At 54.2% G+C, this 19,269-nt stretch carries 17 protein-coding genes; 12 read left to right on the top strand and 5 right to left on the bottom strand.

What is annotated here, in order from left to right:
* Nucleotides 1-11: 11 nt before the first annotated feature.
* Nucleotides 12-995 (top strand): YihY/virulence factor BrkB family protein, encoded by a 984-nt coding sequence (locus QT230_RS08580; RefSeq protein ID WP_308321204.1) that lies wholly within the window; start codon nucleotides 12-14, stop codon nucleotides 993-995.
* A gap of 38 nt (nucleotides 996-1,033) precedes the next feature.
* Here the strand turns inward: QT230_RS08580 and QT230_RS08575 are convergent, their stop codons facing one another.
* Both QT230_RS08575 and QT230_RS08570 read right to left on the bottom strand, forming a co-directional pair.
* Nucleotides 1,034-2,443: a PhoH family protein gene (locus tag QT230_RS08575; protein WP_308321203.1), complete on the bottom strand. Its 1,410-nt coding sequence runs from the start codon at nucleotides 2,441-2,443 to the stop codon at nucleotides 1,034-1,036.
* A 195-nt stretch (nucleotides 2,444-2,638) separates the two neighbouring features.
* Nucleotides 2,639-3,508: a LysR family transcriptional regulator gene (locus QT230_RS08570; protein ID WP_308321402.1), complete on the bottom strand. Its 870-nt coding sequence runs from the start codon at nucleotides 3,506-3,508 to the stop codon at nucleotides 2,639-2,641.
* 109 nt (nucleotides 3,509-3,617) lie between these two features.
* Here QT230_RS08570 and QT230_RS08565 point away from each other — a divergent pair, with 109 nt between their 5' ends.
* The gene (locus QT230_RS08565; protein WP_308321202.1) at nucleotides 3,618-4,484 is read left to right on the top strand and encodes a cation diffusion facilitator family transporter; all 867 of its coding nucleotides are present in this window, start codon (nucleotides 3,618-3,620) and stop codon (nucleotides 4,482-4,484) included.
* Between the two features lie 21 nt (nucleotides 4,485-4,505).
* Here QT230_RS08565 and QT230_RS08560 read toward each other — a convergent pair whose 3' ends face one another.
* Nucleotides 4,506-4,691, bottom strand: coding sequence for a DUF3008 family protein (locus tag QT230_RS08560; RefSeq protein ID WP_308321201.1), 186 nt, complete (start codon nucleotides 4,689-4,691; stop codon nucleotides 4,506-4,508).
* A 107-nt stretch (nucleotides 4,692-4,798) separates the two neighbouring features.
* Between QT230_RS08560 and ybaK the strand changes: the two genes are divergently transcribed.
* From ybaK to QT230_RS08545, 3 genes are all read left to right on the top strand, one after another.
* Nucleotides 4,799-5,266: a Cys-tRNA(Pro) deacylase gene (ybaK, locus tag QT230_RS08555; RefSeq protein WP_308321199.1), complete on the top strand. Its 468-nt coding sequence runs from the start codon at nucleotides 4,799-4,801 to the stop codon at nucleotides 5,264-5,266.
* Between the two features lie 95 nt (nucleotides 5,267-5,361).
* Nucleotides 5,362-6,759: an ATP-dependent RNA helicase DbpA gene (gene dbpA / locus QT230_RS08550; protein WP_308321198.1), complete on the top strand. Its 1,398-nt coding sequence runs from the start codon at nucleotides 5,362-5,364 to the stop codon at nucleotides 6,757-6,759.
* A gap of 33 nt (nucleotides 6,760-6,792) precedes the next feature.
* A complete protein-coding gene (locus QT230_RS08545; RefSeq protein WP_308321197.1) occupies nucleotides 6,793-7,668 on the top strand; it encodes a PA4780 family RIO1-like protein kinase in 876 nt (291 codons plus the stop codon).
* On the opposite strand, the gene tkt is transcribed toward QT230_RS08545, so the two are convergent.
* Together tkt and tal are read right to left on the bottom strand one after the other, a co-directional pair.
* Nucleotides 7,665-9,656 (bottom strand): transketolase, encoded by a 1,992-nt coding sequence (gene tkt / locus QT230_RS08540; protein WP_308321196.1) that lies wholly within the window; start codon nucleotides 9,654-9,656, stop codon nucleotides 7,665-7,667. The genes QT230_RS08545 and tkt overlap by 4 nt on opposite strands.
* A 40-nt stretch (nucleotides 9,657-9,696) precedes the next feature.
* Complete coding sequence (tal, locus tag QT230_RS08535) at nucleotides 9,697-10,644, bottom strand: transaldolase (RefSeq protein ID WP_308321194.1); 948 nt, start codon at nucleotides 10,642-10,644, stop codon at nucleotides 9,697-9,699.
* A gap of 355 nt (nucleotides 10,645-10,999) precedes the next feature.
* Here tal and QT230_RS08530 point away from each other — a divergent pair, with 355 nt between their 5' ends.
* The 7 genes from QT230_RS08530 to QT230_RS08500 all read left to right on the top strand — a co-directional run bounded on the left by QT230_RS08530 (nucleotide 11,000) and on the right by QT230_RS08500 (nucleotide 19,221).
* Entirely contained in the window at nucleotides 11,000-11,473 is a 474-nt protein-coding gene (locus tag QT230_RS08530; protein ID WP_308321193.1) for an RpiB/LacA/LacB family sugar-phosphate isomerase, read from the top strand.
* A 93-nt stretch (nucleotides 11,474-11,566) separates the two neighbouring features.
* Nucleotides 11,567-13,297, top strand: a complete 1,731-nt coding sequence (locus QT230_RS08525) for a dihydroxyacetone kinase family protein (RefSeq protein WP_308321191.1) — start codon at nucleotides 11,567-11,569, stop codon at nucleotides 13,295-13,297.
* Nucleotides 13,298-13,335: 38 nt separating this feature from the next.
* Nucleotides 13,336-14,316 carry a sugar-binding transcriptional regulator gene (locus tag QT230_RS08520; RefSeq protein WP_308321190.1) on the top strand — a complete coding sequence of 327 codons (981 nt, stop codon included), beginning with the start codon at nucleotides 13,336-13,338 and terminating at the stop codon, nucleotides 14,314-14,316.
* A 414-nt stretch (nucleotides 14,317-14,730) separates the two neighbouring features.
* Complete coding sequence (locus tag QT230_RS08515; protein ID WP_308321188.1) at nucleotides 14,731-15,837, top strand: alcohol dehydrogenase catalytic domain-containing protein; 1,107 nt, start codon at nucleotides 14,731-14,733, stop codon at nucleotides 15,835-15,837.
* Nucleotides 15,838-15,884: 47 nt separating this feature from the next.
* Nucleotides 15,885-16,529, top strand: a complete 645-nt coding sequence (locus tag QT230_RS08510) for a DUF2291 domain-containing protein (protein ID WP_308321187.1) — start codon at nucleotides 15,885-15,887, stop codon at nucleotides 16,527-16,529.
* A 9-nt stretch (nucleotides 16,530-16,538) separates the two neighbouring features.
* The gene (locus tag QT230_RS08505; RefSeq protein ID WP_308321186.1) at nucleotides 16,539-18,080 is read left to right on the top strand and encodes a sugar ABC transporter ATP-binding protein; all 1,542 of its coding nucleotides are present in this window, start codon (nucleotides 16,539-16,541) and stop codon (nucleotides 18,078-18,080) included.
* A gap of 25 nt (nucleotides 18,081-18,105) precedes the next feature.
* Nucleotides 18,106-19,221 carry an ABC transporter permease gene (locus QT230_RS08500; protein ID WP_308321185.1) on the top strand — a complete coding sequence of 372 codons (1,116 nt, stop codon included), beginning with the start codon at nucleotides 18,106-18,108 and terminating at the stop codon, nucleotides 19,219-19,221.
* The last annotated feature ends 48 nt before the right edge of the window (nucleotides 19,222-19,269 follow it).

Raw genomic sequence — 19,269 nt, 5'->3', positions numbered from 1 at the left:
AGGAGCCTTCTATGGGTAAGCTCTCTCGCGGTCGCCGCGCGCAGGTGCCTGGTGATATCCCGCAACGTGGCTGGCAGGATATTGCCTGGAGGGTAGTGCGCGCCGCGCGCCGTAACCGACTTACCATGCTGGCGGCTGGGGTGGCTTTTTATGCCTTGCTGGCGCTATTTCCCACCATCGCGGCGGTCATTTCCCTCTGGGGGTTACTGTTTGATCCTTATGAAGCTGGTCAGCAGCTATATGAAATCAGCCGGTTTATGCCGCCGGATGCTGCCGAGTTAATCGATAAGCAGGCCCAGGAGGTCGTTGAGAGTGCGGAGTCGGGTAGCTTTCACGGCGCTCTCGCCGGGCTGCTGATTGCGATGTTTATCGCTTCCAAAGGGGTAGCGGTATTAGTGATCGGCCTCAATGTGGTGTACGGAGAAAGCGAAAAGCGCAGCCTGTTACATCGCAGTACCGTATTGGTATCGCTGACCTTTGGCTTGATTTTTATGACTCTGGTCTCGCTGGCTTTTATTGCTATCGTGCCGGTGGTCGTCAACGCTCTGGCGATTGACCAACCGCTGAACCGAATACTGCAGTGGCTACGCTGGCCTGCACTATTGTTGATGATGAGTATGCTGATTGCGCTGCTCTACCGCTACGCGCCCTATCGGCGTTCAGCCCAGTGGAGCTGGTTAAGCTATGGCACGCTGCTGGCAACGGTGATGTGGCTGTTAGGTTCTGGCGGGCTTTCGCTCTATGTGCGCTACTTCTCTACCTTTAGTGAGCTATACGGCTCACTGGGGGCGGTGGTGGCACTGATGCTCTGGTTCTGGCTCTCCGCCTTTGTAGTGCTGTTTGGCGCGGAAGTTAACTGTGAGATGGAGCGCCAAACCTTCAGCGATACCACCATTGGTGAGGCACGCCCGCTAGGTGAGCGGGAGGCGTTTGCTGCGGATACCATTGGCGCCCCCCGGTCAAAGGATTCAACCGGGCACAGCGAGACAGAGTAACCCCCCACCCTTTGTTAGCGGTGGGAGGCGGTTGGTTTTTAAAGCAGCTCTTCCGCCGCCAGGGCCAAGCGCGAGCGCTCAACGCTTTTCAAGGTGATATGCCCGGCGTGGGGCCAATCACGGAAACGCTCAACCACCGCAGCCATCCCGCAGGTGTTGGCAGTGAGGTAGGGCGTATCAATCTGCCCGACGTTGCCCAGGCAGACAATTTTGGTATTGCGTCCCGCTCGTGTTACCAGCGATTTAAGCTGTTTAGGGGTGAAGTTTTGCGCCTCATCAATAATCAAAAAGGTGTCGTTTAAGGTGCGCCCGCGCATAAAGCTTGGCGAGCGGATCTGTACCCGCGAGCCAATCAACTGCCGGGTGGCGCCGTTATCCCAACTGGATTCTCCCTCCTCGTTGCGCAGCAGGTTATCCATATTGTCGTGGAAGGCGCCCATCCACGGTGACATTTTTTCCTCCTCGGTGCCTGGCAGGAAGCCAATGTCTTCGCCCATGGGAATCGGTGCGCGGGTAAACACAATGCGCTCGAACAGCTTGGCATCCAGGGTTTGCTGAAAAGCGGCGGCGAGGGTCATAAAGGTTTTACCGGTGCCCGCATTACCGGCAATGGTGACTAGGTCAATATCGGGGTCCATGAGTAGGTTGAGCGTGAAATTTTGCCGGCTGTCGTGAGCGTGGACCCCCCAAACGCCTGAGTGATGGCGGTAGTTGGTGAGTAGCTGAAGGCGCGCCGAAGAGGGGCCCAGTTCGCGGATAATCGCTTCAAACTCTGCACCGTTTTCGCTATCCGAGACCAGCATGCCTACGTGCCAATGGCGGGGCATGGTGCCGGTAAGCTGATAGAACGTGTGGTGATCCAGGCGCTCTACGCTGACATCGACATTCAACGCTTCCCACAGTGAGGCGCCATTTTGGCCTGCGGGGGCGTAAACTTGCGCGCCCTCAATCATCGCGTCGCTGTCGGAGAAGGCACGGTCGTTGAGGTAATCCTCAACAGGCACTTTCAGCGCGGCGGCTTTGACGCGTAGGTTGATATCTTTGGTGATTAGAATGACCGAGGCGTCGGGACGTTCTTCGCGTAGGCGACAGGTCTCCGCCAGTATGCGGTTGTCGGGGCTATCGTCGAGGGCGTCAAAGAGCTTTAAGTCGTTGTAGCATAAAAAGTGCAGGCGTCCTGTGTCGCCACTAATACGGGGAATCGGAATACCGCGTTGGATCTCATCAAAAGTGACTTGGCTGGTAAGGTCAGAGAGCGTACGGCTGATTTGGCGAGCCGTGCGGGCAATTTCACGTACGCCATTTTTGTGCTTATCAAGTTCCTCCAGAACGGTCATGGGGATAACGACATCGTGCTCATCAAAGTGGTAGAGCGCGGTAGGGTCATGAATGAGGACATTGGTGTCCAACACGTACAGCCGAGTGGCTTTCTTATCGAGTCGTACCATCGTTGGAATCACTCCTTGGTTGACGGCAACTTCGACACTGGCAGGTGCGTATTACGTCTGGATGACACTTACCAGTGTTCCTCACGTGGCGTGTCCTGGCGTCTCCTTATTTAGCTCTTTTTAATAGCGTGGAAGGCTTTGGCGTTTTTTTCCACAAAAAAGATTTCAACGATATGTCAGTAAGTCCGCATTGGCTTAATTCAGGGTGGCTAAAAAATGCGTCACTTTGTTCAATAGCGCGGTGGCGACCACGCCACAGCTATCGCTTTCAACATAGCGGTAGTAGTGGCTGTCCAATGCCAGATCGTGGTTAAGCGTGCACAGCGTACCCGCCTCCAGGGCGCCTTTAATTAGCGGGTAGGGTAGCAGCGCCCAGCCGGTCGCGTTGATGACGGCGTCGCGAATTACCTCAAACATGGTCAGCCCAAGGTAATTGCCTGAAAACAGCGCTTCGCTGATCAGCTTGTCATCCTGCACGTGGGTTAAACACACTTGGGTGTACTGGGCCAGGTCATCGCGGTTAACGCTGGGGAGGCGACTTAGCGGGTGTTGGGGCGCTGCCACTAACCGCATACTGACGGGGGCAAGATTGGCCGCCTTGGCGTCGATGCCTTCGGCGGTATACAGGCCAAAGGCAATATCCACCGTTTGACGCTGCACAAACTGGGCATGCTCCTGTGGGGGCACCAGATACACCGAGATCGCGGTTAGTGGAAACTGCTGTTTTAAATCGTGCATCACCTGGCGCCAAAACGCTTCTGGCAAGGCGTCATCGCGGGCAATGCCGAGTTGGCTTTCCACGCCCTGCAAGTGCTGATGGCAGTGTTTTTTGATCCGACTGGCGCTGGTTAGCAGACGGTAGCAGTCGGGAAGCACGCTATCGCCTACGGCGGTCAGCGTTAGGCTGTTGCCCGAACGCTCAAATAGCGCCACGCCCAGGCTGTCTTCCAGCGCATTAACCGCAGCGCTTAGGGTGCTGCGCTTGAGGCCGGTATGCCGTGCAGCGGCAGCAAAAGAGCCATGCTCGGTGACATCAATAAAAGCCTGTACCTGTTCAGCGCGCATCATTACCCCGGTTAGTCCTTTGAGCGCCAGTAAACTTGGCGCTGAGCGATTCGTGATTGTTATAACTCCTGACTATTATGGCGCACAATTCGCCGATGGAGTTATCCGCGTGACCCCCTTTGTTGCCGAGCGCCGTGCGCTAAGATTTTCAGCTATTTCAGCTAGCCTGTTTGCGTTTACCGGGCTGGCGCTAGGGCTGACCAGCGGTTCCATAACGATTCTTTTTGACAGTGGCTACTCGCTGTTAAGCCTGGTACTGGCGTCGTTATCGTTGTTTGCGCTTCAGCAGGCGCGTAAACCTGCAGATGATCACTACCCCTTTGGGCGGCTGACGGTAGAGCCGCTTGCCGTGCTGCTCAAAGGCGTAGTGATCGCGATGGTCTGTATCGTTTCGCTGGTCTCCGCCCTGTGGAGCCTGCTCGACGGCGGGCGGCTGGTCACGCTGGATTTGGCGCTGATGTTTGGCGTGGTCAATGTGACAGGTTGCCTATTAACCTGGTGGTGGCTGGCGCGCTACGCCCGGGTGGCACGCTCCTCGCTACTGGCTGCTGAACTGCGTCAGTGGCAAATGGATACCTGGCTGAGTGCCGCCGTCATGCTGGGCTTTGCGCTTACCTGGGGGCTAACCCAGTCGCCCTGGGCCAGCTATGCGCGCTTTGCTGATCCGGTCATGGTGCTGATCATTGCGGGCTATTTTCTCCCGATGCCGATTCGCATGGTGAAGGGAGCATTACGTGAGCTGATGTTTGGCGGTTCGTGCAGCAGCGTGCGGCAAGAGGTGGTGGAGGATGTCGCCGACTTTGATGTCACCGCCGACGATGTGCGCCTGGCCCAGGTGGGCAGTTTCCTGATGGTGGATATCCAGCTAGACAAGCAGCAGTTCGACGACGCCCAGGAGATTGTGGACAGCGTAGAGCAGCGCTGTAAGCGGCTAAACCTGCGCCCTGTTACCAGCTTGACGCTGGTCGCTGGCTAGAACGTATATTCAGACGAGCTGTCAATTCTCTTTCTTCTGCGGCTTGCCCTCGCGTTTTGTGCCCGCCATCTCCTCTAGCTCGTCTTCACTCATCGAGTCATGCATCTCTTTAGAGGCGCCTACCAGCTCGCTGGGCTTGGTTTCGCCGCGTTTAGCGGAAAGGGCTGCCCCTGCGGCCTTCTGCTGTGCTTTTGAAGTGGCTTTCATTTTGAGACTCCTGTCAGTTGACTTCCTTCACTCGGTCACGTTATCAAGCCTAGCAGTGGGCAGTAATGTTTTCCTACTAGTTGACGCTTTTAACTTAAGAGAACGACATGACACCGGCTATAAATAGCGCGAAACACGCAGGCATTGCCTTTCAAATCCATGAGTACCACCACGATGCCACCGCGCACTCCTATGGGTTGGAGGCGGCTGAAAAACTGGGCGTAGCGGCTGAGCAAGTATTTAAAACGCTGGTGGTAAAGCTGGATGGTAAGCAGTTGGCAGTAGGTATTGTGCCCGTCACCGGGCAGTTAAACCTAAAGCAGATTGCCAAAGCCGCTGGGGCCAAAAAAGCGGTCATGGCGGAACCCGCAGAGGTGGAGCGCACGACGGGCTACGTGCTAGGGGGCGTTAGCCCGCTGGGGCAGAAAAAGCGCTTGGCCACCTTTATTGATCATACCGCCGAAAACTTTGCCAGCATCTATGTCAGCGCCGGTCGCCGTGGGCTTGAGATTGAGCTTGCCCCAGGGGGCTTGGCTACTTTGATTCAGGCTAAATTTGTGCCGCTGGCAGCGTGATGTCGATGTGATGGCGGCGCAGTGTGAGGCACTTTCTGGTATGGTGCTTCACATTATAGGTTTACGGGGCGCTACGGCCCCTTCAGGAATTTTCTGTGTCCGACACTTCTTTTGCATCTCTGGCGCTTCCAGCAGCGCTACTGACGAATCTAGACACCCTTGGCTACCACGAAATGTCGCCGGTGCAGGCAGAAAGTCTGCCGCCCATGCTAGCTGGGCGCGATGTACTGGCCCAGGCGAAAACTGGCTCAGGCAAAACCGCGGCGTTTGGTTTAGCACTGCTAGCTAAGCTGCAAGTGGAGAGCTTCGCAGTGCAGGGCCTGGTGCTTTGCCCTACCCGAGAGCTCGCTGACCAAGTGGCTGAAGAGCTGCGCCGCTTGGCGCGCGGTATGGCCAATGTGAAAATACTCACCCTCTGCGGCGGCGCGCCCTTTGGCCCGCAGCTCGGCTCTTTAGAGCACGGGGCACACATTGTGGTCGGCACCCCAGGGCGTATCGACGAGCATTTGCGCAAAGGCTCGCTGGCGCTCGATTCACTCGCCATGCTGGTGCTGGATGAAGCGGATCGCATGTTGGATATGGGTTTCCAGGCAACTATTGATGACATCATTGCCGACACCCCAACTGACCGCCAAACGCTGCTGTTTAGTGCAACGTTTCCGGATGAGCAGTCGTCAGGCGGGCTAACCGAGATGACCCGTGGTGTAGTGCGTAATCCGGTGACGGTCAAAATCGCCGAGGTTCACGACGCCAGCACGATCCAGCAGCACTTTTACAGCGTCGCCAATGAAGAAGCGCGATTTGATGCACTGTGCCAACTGCTGCTGACCTATCGACCTGCTACCAGCGTGGTGTTCTGCAACACCAAGCGCGAGACCCAGGCAGTCGCCGAGCAGTTGACAGACGCCGGGTTTAGCGCCGTGGCGCTCAACGGCGATTTGGAGCAGAAAGACCGCGACCGCATACTGATCCTGTTTGCCAACCAAAGTGTGTCTATTTTGGTGGCCACCGATGTGGCCGCCCGTGGCTTGGATATCGCTCAGTTGGACGCCGTGTTTAACTACCAAATTGCCCGCGAGCTTGATGTTCACGTGCACCGGGTAGGGCGCACCGGGCGTGCCGGGGCCAGCGGCATTGCCTGTACGCTCGTCACCCCGAAAGAGAGCTACCGGTTGGAGCGGCTGGAAGGGTTGCTGGAGCAGGCGATTAAAACGGAACCCATGCCTAAACCCCAGCACTCGGTGCCGTTTGAGCCGCCGATGGCGACGCTGCAATTAGCCGGTGGCAAGAAAGATAAGCTGCGCCCGGGTGATATTCTGGGAGCGCTGACCAGCGAAGGTGGGCTGCGCGGTGAGCAAGTGGGTAAAATCAAAGTACTCGCCCGCAGTGCCTATGTGGCTGTTGAGCGCAGTGTGATTCAGCAAGCTCAGGCCAAGCTCGAGCGTGATAAATTAAAAGGGCGTGCTTTCCGTGTTCGCCGTATCCGTTATTGAACGCGTACCAAAGAGGAGCCGACGCAGCTAACCATGAAAATCCCTAAACGATTACAGCCGCTTGTCGATGATGGCATGATCGATGAGGTGCTGGTGCAGTTAATGAGTGGTAAAGAGGCGCAGGTCTACGTGGTGCGCTGCGGTGAAGAAGTACGCTGCGCCAAGGTATTCAAAGAGGCCAAGCAGCGCAGTTTCAAACAGGCCGTTCAGTATCAAGAAGGGCGTAAAGAGCGTAATAGCCGCCGTTCACGGGCGATGGCCAAAAAAACCCGTTACGGCCAGAAAGAGCAGGAGCAGGCGTGGCTGAATGCCGAAGTCGACGCGCTCTATCGCCTTGCCTCGGCGGGTGTGCGGGTGCCCGAGCCCCACGGTTTTGTCGACGGTGTCCTGTTAATGGAGATGATCAGCGACGCCGAGGGCAACGTGGCGCCGCGCCTGGACGAAGTCACGCTTACCCCAGAGCAGGCCGAGACCTACTTCGCCAAGGTCATTCAGGACGTGGTGCGTATGCTGTGTGCCGGTTTGATTCACGGCGATTTGTCGGAATTTAACGTGCTGGTCGATGCCTCCGGCCCGGTGATTATCGATTTGCCCCAGGCCGTTGACGCCGCTGGTAATAACAGCGCGGCCGCCATGCTGTATCGCGATGTGGATAACATGCGCAACTACTTCGGCCAGTTCGCGCCGGAGATTCTGAGTACAGAGTATGGCAGAGAGATGTGGGCGCTGTATGAAACCGGTGAACTGCATCCAGATAGCAAGCTCACCGGCCACTTCGATGCTGACACCCACATTGCCAACGTCGACGAGCTGATGGAAGTGATTGACGATGCCAAAGAGGAAGAAGCCGAGCGTCAGGCGCGCATGCGCGATGATGACGACGATGGCGAGATTCCCCAGCCTTACTAATCCAGTAGCGCATTGGCCTGGTCGACGATGTTCTCGACGGTAAAGCCGAAGTGCTTGAACAGATCGCCTGCCGGGGCCGATTCGCCGTAGGTGGTCATGCCGATCACACGGCCTTCCAGGCCCACATACTTGTACCAGTAGTCGGCGTGAGCGGCTTCGATAGCAATACGCTTGGTCACCGCTTTGGGCAGTACGCTTTCGCGGTACTCCGCGTCCTGGCCGTTAAAGCGATAGGCCGAGGGCATTGAGACCACACGCACCGCTTTGCCCTGCTGTTCCAGTTCAGCGGCGGCCTCCATGGCCAGCGCCACTTCTGAACCAGTGGCAATTAGAATCAGCTCGGGAGTTCCTGCGCTATCTTTTAGGACATACGCCCCATTCTGAATCGCCGCCAACTGCGCTTGGGTACGCTGCTGATGGGGCAGGTTCTGGCGTGACAGCACCAGCGCCGTGGGGCCAGAGCGACGTTTGATGGCTGCATCCCAGGCCGCTGCCGTTTCCACCGCATCGCAGGGGCGCCATGTGTTCAGGTTCGGCGTGGTGCGCAGGCTGGTGAGCTGCTCAATGGGCTGGTGGGTCGGGCCATCTTCGCCTAGACCGATGGAGTCGTGGGTAAACACGTAGATCACCTGCTGACCCATCAATGACGCCATGCGAATCGAGTTGCGCATGTACTCCATAAAGATCAGGAAGGTCGCGCCGTAAGGCACCAAGCCGCCGTGCAGAGCGATGCCGTTCATAACCGCCCCCATGCCGAACTCACGCACGCCGTAGTGCAGGTAGTTGCCGCTGGCATCTTCCGGGGTGATCGCTTTAGCGCCTTTCCAGAAGGTCAGGTTAGACGGCGCCAGGTCAGCACTGCCGCCCAGCAGTTCCGGCATTTGCGGGCCAATCGCGTTCAACACTTCAAAGGAGGCTTTGCGTGAGGCAATCGTCTCGCCGCGCTCTTGGGCCTGCTCAATCAGTGCTTCGGTCGGCAGTTCCGTCGGCAGCTGGCGCTTCATGCGGCGGGTGAATTCCCGCGCTTCCGTCGGGAAGGCCTCAGCGTAGCGGGCAAAACGCTCCTCCCACGCCTGCTGCGCCGCTTTACCTGCCTCGCGAGCATCCCAGGCCGAGTAGATCGGCTCCGGGATATGGAAAGGGGCGTGGGGCCAGTCGAGCTGGGTGCGTGCCAGGGCCACTTCGTCATCGCCTAAGGGCGCGCCGTGGGCGTCCTCTTTGCCCTGCTTGTTGGGCGCACCAAAGCCAATAATGGTTTTGCAAATAATCAGGCTCGGCTTATCGTCGTGGCTCTTGGCCAGTTCGATGGCGGCTTTCACCTCTTCGGGTTTATGGCCATCCACATTGGGCACCACGTGCCAGCCGTAAGCCTCGAAACGCTTGGCAGTATTGTCGGTAAACCAGCCTTCCACTTCACCATCGATAGAGATGCCGTTGTCGTCATACAGGGCAATCAACTTACCTAACTGCTGGGTACCCGCTAGCGAGGCGGCTTCGTGGGAGATACCTTCCATCAAGCAGCCGTCACCCAGGAAACACCAAGTGTGGTGATCGACGATGGTGTGACCGGGGCGGTTAAACTGCGCCGCCAAGGTTTTTTCCGCTATCGCAAAGCCTACAGCGTTGGCAAAGCCCTGGCCGAGGGGGCCCGTCGTCGTCTCAATGCCTGGGGCGTAGTCAAACTCCGGGTGGCCGGCGGTGGGCGAATGCAGTTGGCGGAAATTCTGCAGGTGTTCCAGGCTTACCTCATAGCCGCTTAAGTGCAGCAGCGAGTAAAGCAGCATGGAGCCGTGGCCATTGGAGAGCACAAAACGATCACGATCGGCCCATTTTGGGTCTTCGGGGTTGTGCTTGAGGTAGTCATTCCATAGCACCTCGGCGATATCAGCCATTCCCATGGGGGCGCCAGGGTGGCCGGATTTGGCCTTCTGAACGGCATCCATGGACAGGGCGCGAATGGCATTGGCTAGCTCAAAACGGTTATTCATATCAGCGATACCTTTAGTTGTTGTATTGAGTGACATGTTGTTAAACGCGAGTAGTTAAGCGTTGAGTAATCAGCGACTCTAATGTTTGTTGGTCGCTGGCGAAGCGGCGGATCCCGTCAGCCAGCATCTCGTTGGCCATGGCATCTTGATTGTGCTGCCAACGAAACGCCGCTTCTGCTAGCGGTGTGGATGCTTTATGAGTGACGGATTGTGGTTGGATGCAGGAGGCGACCTCTCCCTCCAGGCTATCAAGCTGCTCTAGCAGTGCGGGAGAGATGGTCAGGCGATGGCAGCCCGCCAGCGCCAAGACCTGGTCGGTGGTACGAAAACTAGCCCCCATAACCACAGTGTCGTAATTACCAGCGGCAGCCCTCTCGCAAATCCCTTTTACAAATAGCACGCCAGGATCGTCTTCTGGTGTGAACTGCTTACCTGTTGTCTTTTGGTACCAATCGCTAACGCGGCCAACGAAGGGGGAAATCAGATACACCCCCGCATCAAAGCAGGCCTGCGCCTGAGCATCGCTGAACAAGAGCGTTAAGTTGCAGTTGATCCCTTCACGCTCTAGCAGCTCTGCTGCACGGATCCCTTCCCAGGTAGACGCGAGCTTGATCAGCACGCGGTTGCGGTTAATGCCTAGTTTTTCGTAGCGCTCAATCAGTTCATAGGCCTTGCGGATGCTGGCTTGGGTATCAAAAGAGAGGTGTGCGGAGACTTCTGTCGATATGCGTCCAGGAATCACGTTGGCAATTTGCTCGCCGATCGCAACCGACAATTGGTCAACTATTTGGCTCGGCCCGCTCTCCTTGGGGCGTGATTCAGCAATCACCTTATCGATCATCTCTTGATAGCGAGGTAGCTCGAAGGCCTTGAGAATCAAAGAAGGGTTCGTGGTGGCATCCTGGGGTTGATAGCGCTTTATGGCATCCAAGTCGCCCGTGTCGGCCACGACCAGTGAGTGTTCGCGTAATCCCGTTAAAAGTGACATCGCTCATCCTCGATAATAATGTACATTAAGTGATCAGATGATTGATCATTTTTATCAGTTTAGTCAAATAATAGGGCTGGTTGGATAGATTTTAAGGTCTTGGTACAAAAGTATAATGCGCTGTGGTTATTGGTTTATTTTCAATTATTTTTATTAAAATCAATAATTTAATTAATTATTTAACTTTTTTATCCATGGTCGACTATCAGTAATCGATATGATCTTATGAACGGAGTCTTTACAAATGATAGGTTGGTGATAGATTGAATAGCGTCAGTAGTCGGCTGGTAGCTGTGTAGTGCACTCCTCGTTGTCAGTCGTCCGCGTTTCTATTTTCTGGAAAGGGAGAGCATGAATGTCTAATGCGACGCCTTCTCTCAGAGTCGCTATTGGCGGTGATGAAGCCGCTTACGACTTAAAAGAGATTCTCATTGGTTATATCCGGGAGTTGGGCTACGAAGTCGAAGATTTTGGCACTTTCAATGCGCAGCCCGTGCTGTACCCCGATATTGCCTTTGAGGTGGCTACGGCTATTAAGGAGGGGCGCTTCGATCGTGCTGTGCTGGTTTGTGGTACGGGAATCGGAGTGGCTATTTCTGCTAATAAAGTGCCTGGAATCCGCGCTGCGCAGGCCCACGATACGTATTCAGCGGCAAAGGCGCGCACCAGTAATAATGCCCAGATTGTCGCACTGGGGGCCCGAGTGATTGGGCCAGAGTTGGCGAAATCAATAGTGGCCACCTTTTTGGGTAGCAACTTTGCGGGTGGTAATTCCGAATTAAAAATAGCAAAAATTGACGAGTATGAGTCCCGGTTGAATACTCAGTAATCGTGGTATCGCTTATATTCGTCGACACTGATTAATAACAACAGCACGCAAACTGTGGTAACACAGTTAGGCCTCACTTCAGAGGATATAATAATGACACGCCTATTTAATGACCCCAGTGATTTCCCAGAAGAAGCCCGTTTAGGCTTGGTCGCTGCGCATCGCGATAAGCTGATGGCTGTGCCAGGGGGTGTTGTGCGCAGTACGCGCAGTCAGCCGGATACTGTTGCGGTCGTGGTTGGCGGCGGTAGCGGCCATTATCCCACCTTTGCGGGACTGGTTGGGCAGGGTTTGGCCCATGGGGCGGTGATGGGAAATCTGTTTTGTTCGCCCTCTGCGCAACAAGTTTATTCCGTCGCCAAAGCCGCTAACAACGGCGGTGGTGTGCTGCTCTCTTTTGGCAATTATGCGGGGGATGTTCTGCACTTTGGCGAAGCGCGCGAGCGTTTGATCGCGGACGGTATTCCTTGTGAAATCGTGCTGGTCACTGATGATGTCGCCAGTGCGCCTTTGGCGGAGATTGATAAGCGCCGAGGTATTGCCGGTGACTTAACCGTTTTCAAGGCGGCGGCTGCTGCCGCAGAGAATGGATTATCACTGGAAGAAGTAGTTCAAGTGGCGAAAGAAGCCAATCGCTGCACGCGCTCTTTTGGGGTGGCGTTCGAGGGATGTACGTTACCGGGCGCAGCCGATTCGCTCTTTCATGTGCCCGAAGGCAGGATGGCCATAGGGCTGGGGATTCACGGTGAACCGGGCATTAGCGAGACAGGTATCCCTTCCGCAGACGGCTTGGCCAAGATTCTCGTCGACCGATTATTAGAAGAAGTACCTGAAGGTATCAGTATCAAAGGGGCTCGCGTGGCACCGATACTCAATGGGTTGGGTACCGTTAAGTATGAAGAGCTGTTCGTTATTTATCGCAAGGTCGACGAATTGCTGCAGGAGGCTGGGGTCACCATCATCGAGCCGGATGTGGGCGAGCTGGTAACCAGTCTGGATATGGCTGGGGTTTCACTGACGCTATTCTGGCTTGATAAACACATGGAGTCGTTGTGGACTGCGGCGGCGGATGCGCCGGGCTATCGAAAAGGCAGTGTGACGCCAGCGCAGGCGCTGGATCCGGCTGAAGTCGAGGTGGTAGCTCAAGATGAGATTCCCGAGGCTAGCGATGCCTCGCGACAATTAGCGCTCGGCGTTGTCGAGGCGCTCGAAGTGCTCGCCAATACAGTCAATGAAAACTGCGAGATGCTGGGCCAGATTGATGCAGTGGCTGGCGATGGTGATCACGGCATTGGCATGCAGCGGGGCAGCAAGGCTGCGCTTGAAGCGGCCAGAGAAGCTTGCGATAGAGGGGCGGGCGCAGAGACAGTGCTGCAGTGGGCTGGGCAGCGCTGGTCCGATAAAGCAGGCGGTACCTCGGGTGCTATCTGGCGGGTTATCTTAAAAGCGATGGGTGAGTCGCTTGGCAATCAGAAGCCGCTCTCAGGGCAGCGTCTTGCTGCGGGTGTCGTCAATGCCCGTCAGCAAGTGATGGCATTCGGGAAGGCAGAGTTGGGCGATAAAACGCTTGTCGATGTGCTGGTGCCTTTTGCTGATGCCCTATCTTTGGAGGCCGAGAAAGACCAGGGAGCTTTGGCTTGCTGGGAATCGGCCGCGCGTATAGCGAGTGAGGCTGCTGAGGCTACCAGTCAGTTAATTCCCCGGGTGGGCCGCGCACGCCCGTTGGCTGAGAAAAGCGTGGGTACACCCGATGCTGGCTCAGTTTCATTGGCGTTGATTGTTCAGGCGCTGATTCCTGTGTTGAAAAAGTGTCAGGCAAGCTGACATGATACATGCCCTTCAACAACTCCTGGATGCCGAGGATGAATGGTCAAGACGCTGCAGATATAGACTTAATGACAGAGATTTCAACGCTCTACTATGTGCAGGGGGAGACGCAGGAAGCGATTGCTAATAGGCTCGGGCACTCGCGCGTGCGCATAGGGCGATTGCTCAAGCGTGCGCAGGCAGAAGGGATAGTGGATGTTCGCGTGCGCCTGCATCCCTCCGTTAGCATCGAGATTGAGCAGGAGCTCAAGCGGCGCTTTGGGCTGAAGCGAGCATTGATTGCTCTGGATAATGCCGACCCGGATGTACAGCGCTCGTCGGTCGCGAGTCTAGTGGCCGACCATCTGTCGCGTAGTTTGAACGATGGCCAGATCGTGGCTGTTGGCATGGGGCGTAACGTCGCCGCGGTGGCGGATAATGTTTTTCTCTCTGAGTCGTTAAAGGTTTCATTTGTGTGCGCAATCGGCGGCTCGCTGCGCGCAGGTGAACATATGAATCCTGACCATATTTGTCGGCGCCTGGCGAGCCGGTTTGGCGGTGACAGCGAGACGCTTTATGCCCCTGCGCTGGTACAGAACGGCGAGCTTAGGGATGCGCTGTATGAAAACTCCACTGTTCGCCAGACGCTGGATCGTGCTCGACGCGCGGATACTGCTTTGATTGGCGTCGGTGATGTAAGTGAAGACAGTAATATGGTGCGTATGGGGTGGTTTTCCGCGCAGGAGATTGCTGAAGCACGGCTCTCTGGGACCGTGGGCGATATGATGGGCTACGACTTTATCGATATCCATGGGCAGCCTTCTGCGTCGCAGATGCAGGGGCGGGTGGTCGGGCTCAATATCCAGGACCTCACTCGTATTCCAGATGTTATCGCTATCGCCAGTGAGAATACTAAAGCGGTCGGCATACTGGGTGCGTTGCGTACTGGAGTTATCGATACCTTGGCTACTAGTGTCACTAACGCACACACTATTCTGCGCCTTGACGAGGCGACTCAAGGGGAGGTGCGCGCTTAATTTGCATTCAAGCTTAGCTGCCTTTTAAAGCCCCCTGGGCGCAATGCACCCAACTATTCCTGCCCTGCTTCCTGAGGTGTGCGCACTTTTTAGTATGCCTGGTTTGCCGCCCCCGCCTTTCGCTATGATGCCAGCAATGACTGACTGATGAATGCGCATTTGAACGATGGCGGAACATATAGTATGGCTTTAAGTGGTGTTATCAAGAGGCCTTAATAATAAATCGTTTCCATTTTTTTAATTTAATCATAAAAATCAATAAATTGAATTCTAGGCCTAAAGTATAAGGTTAGAAAATTCCATTATGGATTGACTCAGCTATGCTTAAAGCAGTTAATTCATATGTACACAATAAGATCTTTTGTAATGCAGGCATCGCTTGCTAGGCACTACAAGATACATTAGGAGTAAATAATGCATAACGCTGATAACAACAATCACGCCGAACTGCCACTGACCATGCAAGCTGTCGTGGCCTACGCGCCTGGTGATTATCGCCTTGAAGAGGTGGACGTGCCTAAGGCGGGAGAGGGTGAAGTGCTGATTAAGGTCGAAGCATGCGGAATCTGTGCAGGCGATCTCAAAGCCTATGAAGGCGCCCCTAGCTTCTGGGGAGACGAAACCCAGCCCGCTTATATCAAAGCACCGATGATTCCAGGCCATGAGTTTATCGGTCACGTGATGGCTTTAGGTGAAGGCGTTAAAAACCTGGAGATCGGTGATCGCGTTATTTCTGAGCAAATTGTGCCTTGTTGGGAGTGTCGTTTCTGTAACCGCGGACAGTACTGGATGTGCGAAAAGCACGACGTCTATGGGTTTCAGCATAACGTGAATGGCGGTATGGCGGAATATATGGTCTTTCCCAAAGAAGCCATTAATCACAAGTTGCCCGATGAAATTCCGATGGAAAAAGCGGTTCTTATTGAACCCTATGCCTGTTCGTTACATGCCGTTAAGCGTGCGCAGATCGAACTGGGTGATGTGGTTGTGCTCTCCGGTGCGGGAACCTTAGGGCTAGGCATGATCGGCGCGATCAAAAAGTCCGGCCCTGCCAAGCTGGTCGTGCTGGATCTCAATAAAAAGCGCTTAGAGCTTGCCAAGCAGTTTGGTGCCGACATCGTCCTGAATCCTGCTGAAGTCGATGTTGTTGACTACGTGAAAAGTATAACGGAAGGCTATGGCTGCGATATCTATATTGAGGCCACCGGTGCAGTCAAGTCGGTAGAACAAGGCCTTTATATGATTCGTAAACTTGGCCGTTTCGTTGAGTTTAGCGTCTTCAAAGAGCCAGTTACGGTTGACTGGAGCATTATTAGCGATCGTAAAGAGCTCGATATACTGGGTGCGCACCTAGGTCCTTATTGCTATCCACTTGTCATCGAAGGCATTGGTAATGGTGATTTCCCAACGGATCACGTAGTAACCCACAAGCTTCCGTTAGCAAAATTCCACCAAGGGCTAGATTTAATGCGCAATGATCCCGATGCGTTAAAGGTTGTGCTGATACCTGACGGGAAATAGATGACGGAAGTTTCTTATTTATAAATACAATGATAACCGGAGTGATTATGTCAGCGACATTAAATTCGGTGCCCGGTGATAAGCGTATAAAGGTCTATGTTGCAGCGGCTTGTGCTTTAGTGCTGGTTGCACTCATGGCATTTGATACCAAAGTCATTAGTCTTACTGAACTTGAGAGTGAGGTGGGGTTTTCACCCCAGCAATTTGCTCAGGAAGCATTTCCAGATATCCAGGCTTATGCCGAGAATAACGCCGTAGATGCATCGGTATTGGCGCCAGAAGTGCTCCAGGATGCTGGCGCGGCAGGTGAGAAGTACGGTGTCGCTGCCAGCATTGGTCATATCGTGCCAGTCTCCTTCTCAGGTGTTGCCGTAGAAGGGCGAGGGGGTGTTTACACCCTAGATGTTGCCGATGTGCCTTCAGATGTGGTTATTCGTGTGCAAACAGGCCCAGCCATTAATGGCACTACGCTGAGAGATACAACCGGCAGTATTCAATTTGGTGACTTCACCAATCAGATCGAATACCAAGACGTTGGCGCAGCGCTTAATGACGAAATGAAGCGTCAAGTGCTTGCCGATATTTCCGGACAAGACTTAGCCGGTAAGACGCTAGAGGTCGTTGGCTCCTTCACCATGATAAATCCCAAAAACTGGCTAATTACTCCCGTGAGTATGGCGATCATTGAGTGAGGGGCGACTATGAGTATCGATAGATCAACAGTGGAAGTGGCGCCGGTGATTCTTTCTGCACGCAATATCGAAAAACGTTTCGGTGCCGTGCAAGCCCTTAAAGAGGTGAACTTCGATATATATCGAGGTCAAGTGACAACACTCTTTGGTGAAAATGGAGCGGGTAAATCCACGCTGATGAAAATTTTGTCTGGCGTCATTGCTCAGACGGCTGGGGAGATTTTGTTGGAAGGAGAGTGTGTTAGTTTTTCTTCGCCGTCGGATGCCGAAGCCTTGGGGATTACCATTATTCATCAGGAATTGAGCTTGGCCCCTAACTTGAACGTGCGCGACAACATTTTTATGGGCCGTGAGCTGACGAAAGGAAGGGGCAGCGTCGACTATAAAGAGGAAGCGCGTCAGGCGGAATTGTTAATGGAGGAGCTTGGTGAACCGATCCATCCTCTCACCATGGTCGAAGACTTACGAGTGGGGCAGCAGCAAATCGTTGAAATCGCTAGAGCGCTGTCCAAGAACTCACGCATTTTGATTATGGATGAACCGACCTCCGCATTGAGTGCAACTGAGGTCGAGACGCTATTCAACGTCGTCGAGGATCTCAAAAACAAGGGGGTGTCGATTGTTTATATTTCTCACCATTTGGAGGAGGCGCTACAGATTACCGATCATGCCGTTGTTCTCCGTGATGGCGTCATGACGGCTTATGCCCCGCGTTGCGACATCGACCTGCAGTGGATTGTTAGGCATATGGTGGGAGAGAGTTTTGATCTTGGTTCACCGCCAACAGGGTATGAGCAGGGTGCCACCGCGCTCTCTATTCAGAACCTATGCGTAAGCGACGATAAAGTGGCTGGTCGTTATGTGGTTGAGGGCCTTTCACTGGATGTACGTGCAGGTGAGATTGTCTGCATCTATGGGCTGATGGGGGCTGGCAGAACTGAGTTGTTGGAGTGTGTGGCAGGGCGAACCCGACAATCTAAGGGAGATATCTTGCTCAATTCAACTGATGTATCGCATTACAACATTGCCCAGCGAATCGAGAGAGGGTTGGTGTTAGTACCTGAGGATCGCCAGCGTGATGGATTAGTGCCCACCCTGTCAGTCGGTAGAAATCTTTCGCTAGCCAGTATCCAGGCGTTTACCCGCAAGGGACTTACTTCATCCCGCTTGGAAGCAGAAATGATCGATTCGGCCATTAACCAGGTGCACATCAAAACAGACGGTGGGGAGGCTGCCATTGGTTCATTGTCTGGCGGTAACCAGCAGAAGGTGGTGATCGGGAAGATGTTGGCGACTCATCCAGACGTCATCATGCTCGATGAGCCTAGCCGTGGCATTGATGTGGGTGCCAAGGCCGAAGTGTTCAAGTTGTTGAGCCAAGGGGCCCGGCGGGGGTTGGCGGTTGTCTTTACCACGTCTGAAGTAAGCGAGTGCCTGAGCATCCCGCACAGAGTGCTGGTGATGAGCAAAGGGCGGATCTCTGCTGAATTCAAACCGGGTGTTACGAAAGATGAAATTATGGCTGCTTCGGGCGAATCAGTTGCTGCGTGATTATTCAATCGGATAGGTAATGACCATGTCTTATCAAAAAATGTCTCATCACAACAATAACGCGTTACAGGTTGACAAAGGCAGTATCGATATCGTCAAGGTTTTGCTGGATGGTAGGGCTTTTTTCGCATTAATCGTGATCATTATTGTCTTTTCCATGCTCTCACCTGTTTATTTCTCCACGGGTAATTTTTTAACCATGTCGTCGCATGTAGCTGTTTTTGGCTTGCTAGGCATCGGCATGCTGTTTGTTATTCTGACCGGTGGCATAGATCTGTCGGTTGGCTCTACGCTGGCACTCTGCGGGGTGTTCGCGGGTATGCTGCTAGAGGGGATAGAGATTGAGGCGCTTGATTTGGCGTTCTTCCCTTCAGTGTGGGTCGTCGTGGTACTTACCTGCTTGCTAGGCGGGCTAGTGGGGGCTATCAATGGCGTATTAGTTGCCTACTTCAAAGTGCCTGCTTTTGTGGCCACGCTTGGCATGTTGTATGTCGCCCGCGGAGCCGCTTTGTTACTAACGGACGGTTTAACTTTCAACAGTTTAAGTGGTGACTCTGCGTTAGGTAATACAGGCTTCGAATGGCTTGGATTTAATAAGCTATTGGGTATTCCGGTAGGAATTTTGATTCTGTTTAGTGTTGCCATTGTGTGCATGTTGGCTCTGAGCCGTACTCCTTTTGGAAGATGGGTCTACTCGACAGGAGGCAATGCGCGCGCTGCAGAGCTTTCCGGGGTGCCGGTCAATAGAGTTAAGCTCTCTGTCTATATCATTTCCGGCGTATGCGCTGCCATGGCGGGGATTGTGCTTGCCTCACAGCTGACATCGGCTGGGCCTACGGCAGGCACCACGTATGAGCTAACAGCGGTTGCTGCGGTTGTTATTGGTGGCGCCTCGCTTATGGGAGGGCGTGGCACTATTCGCAATACTTTATTGGGCGCATTTGTGATTGGTTTTCTAGCCGATGGTCTTGTCATTATCGGTGTGTCTGCCTACTGGCAGATGGTCTTTACGGGCAGTGTTATCGTCTTCGCTGTCATGTTAAACAACGTCCAATACAGTGCTAAAAATAAGTCTTCTCAAAAAGCTGAAAAAAAGACTACAGAAGTTAAGCACGACGATTCTAGTGCAAAAGCTACTTAGCGTAGCGTTGCTTAGAAGTGTGACCTTTTAGGTCTCCCTATGCAAAAA

This window comes from Halomonas sp. SpR8 (assembly GCF_031010195.1).
Classification (GTDB): Bacteria; Pseudomonadota; Gammaproteobacteria; order Pseudomonadales; family Halomonadaceae; genus Vreelandella.
The sequence above is the reverse complement of the archived record's forward strand: the minus strand, read 5'-3'. Positions and strand labels throughout refer to the sequence as shown.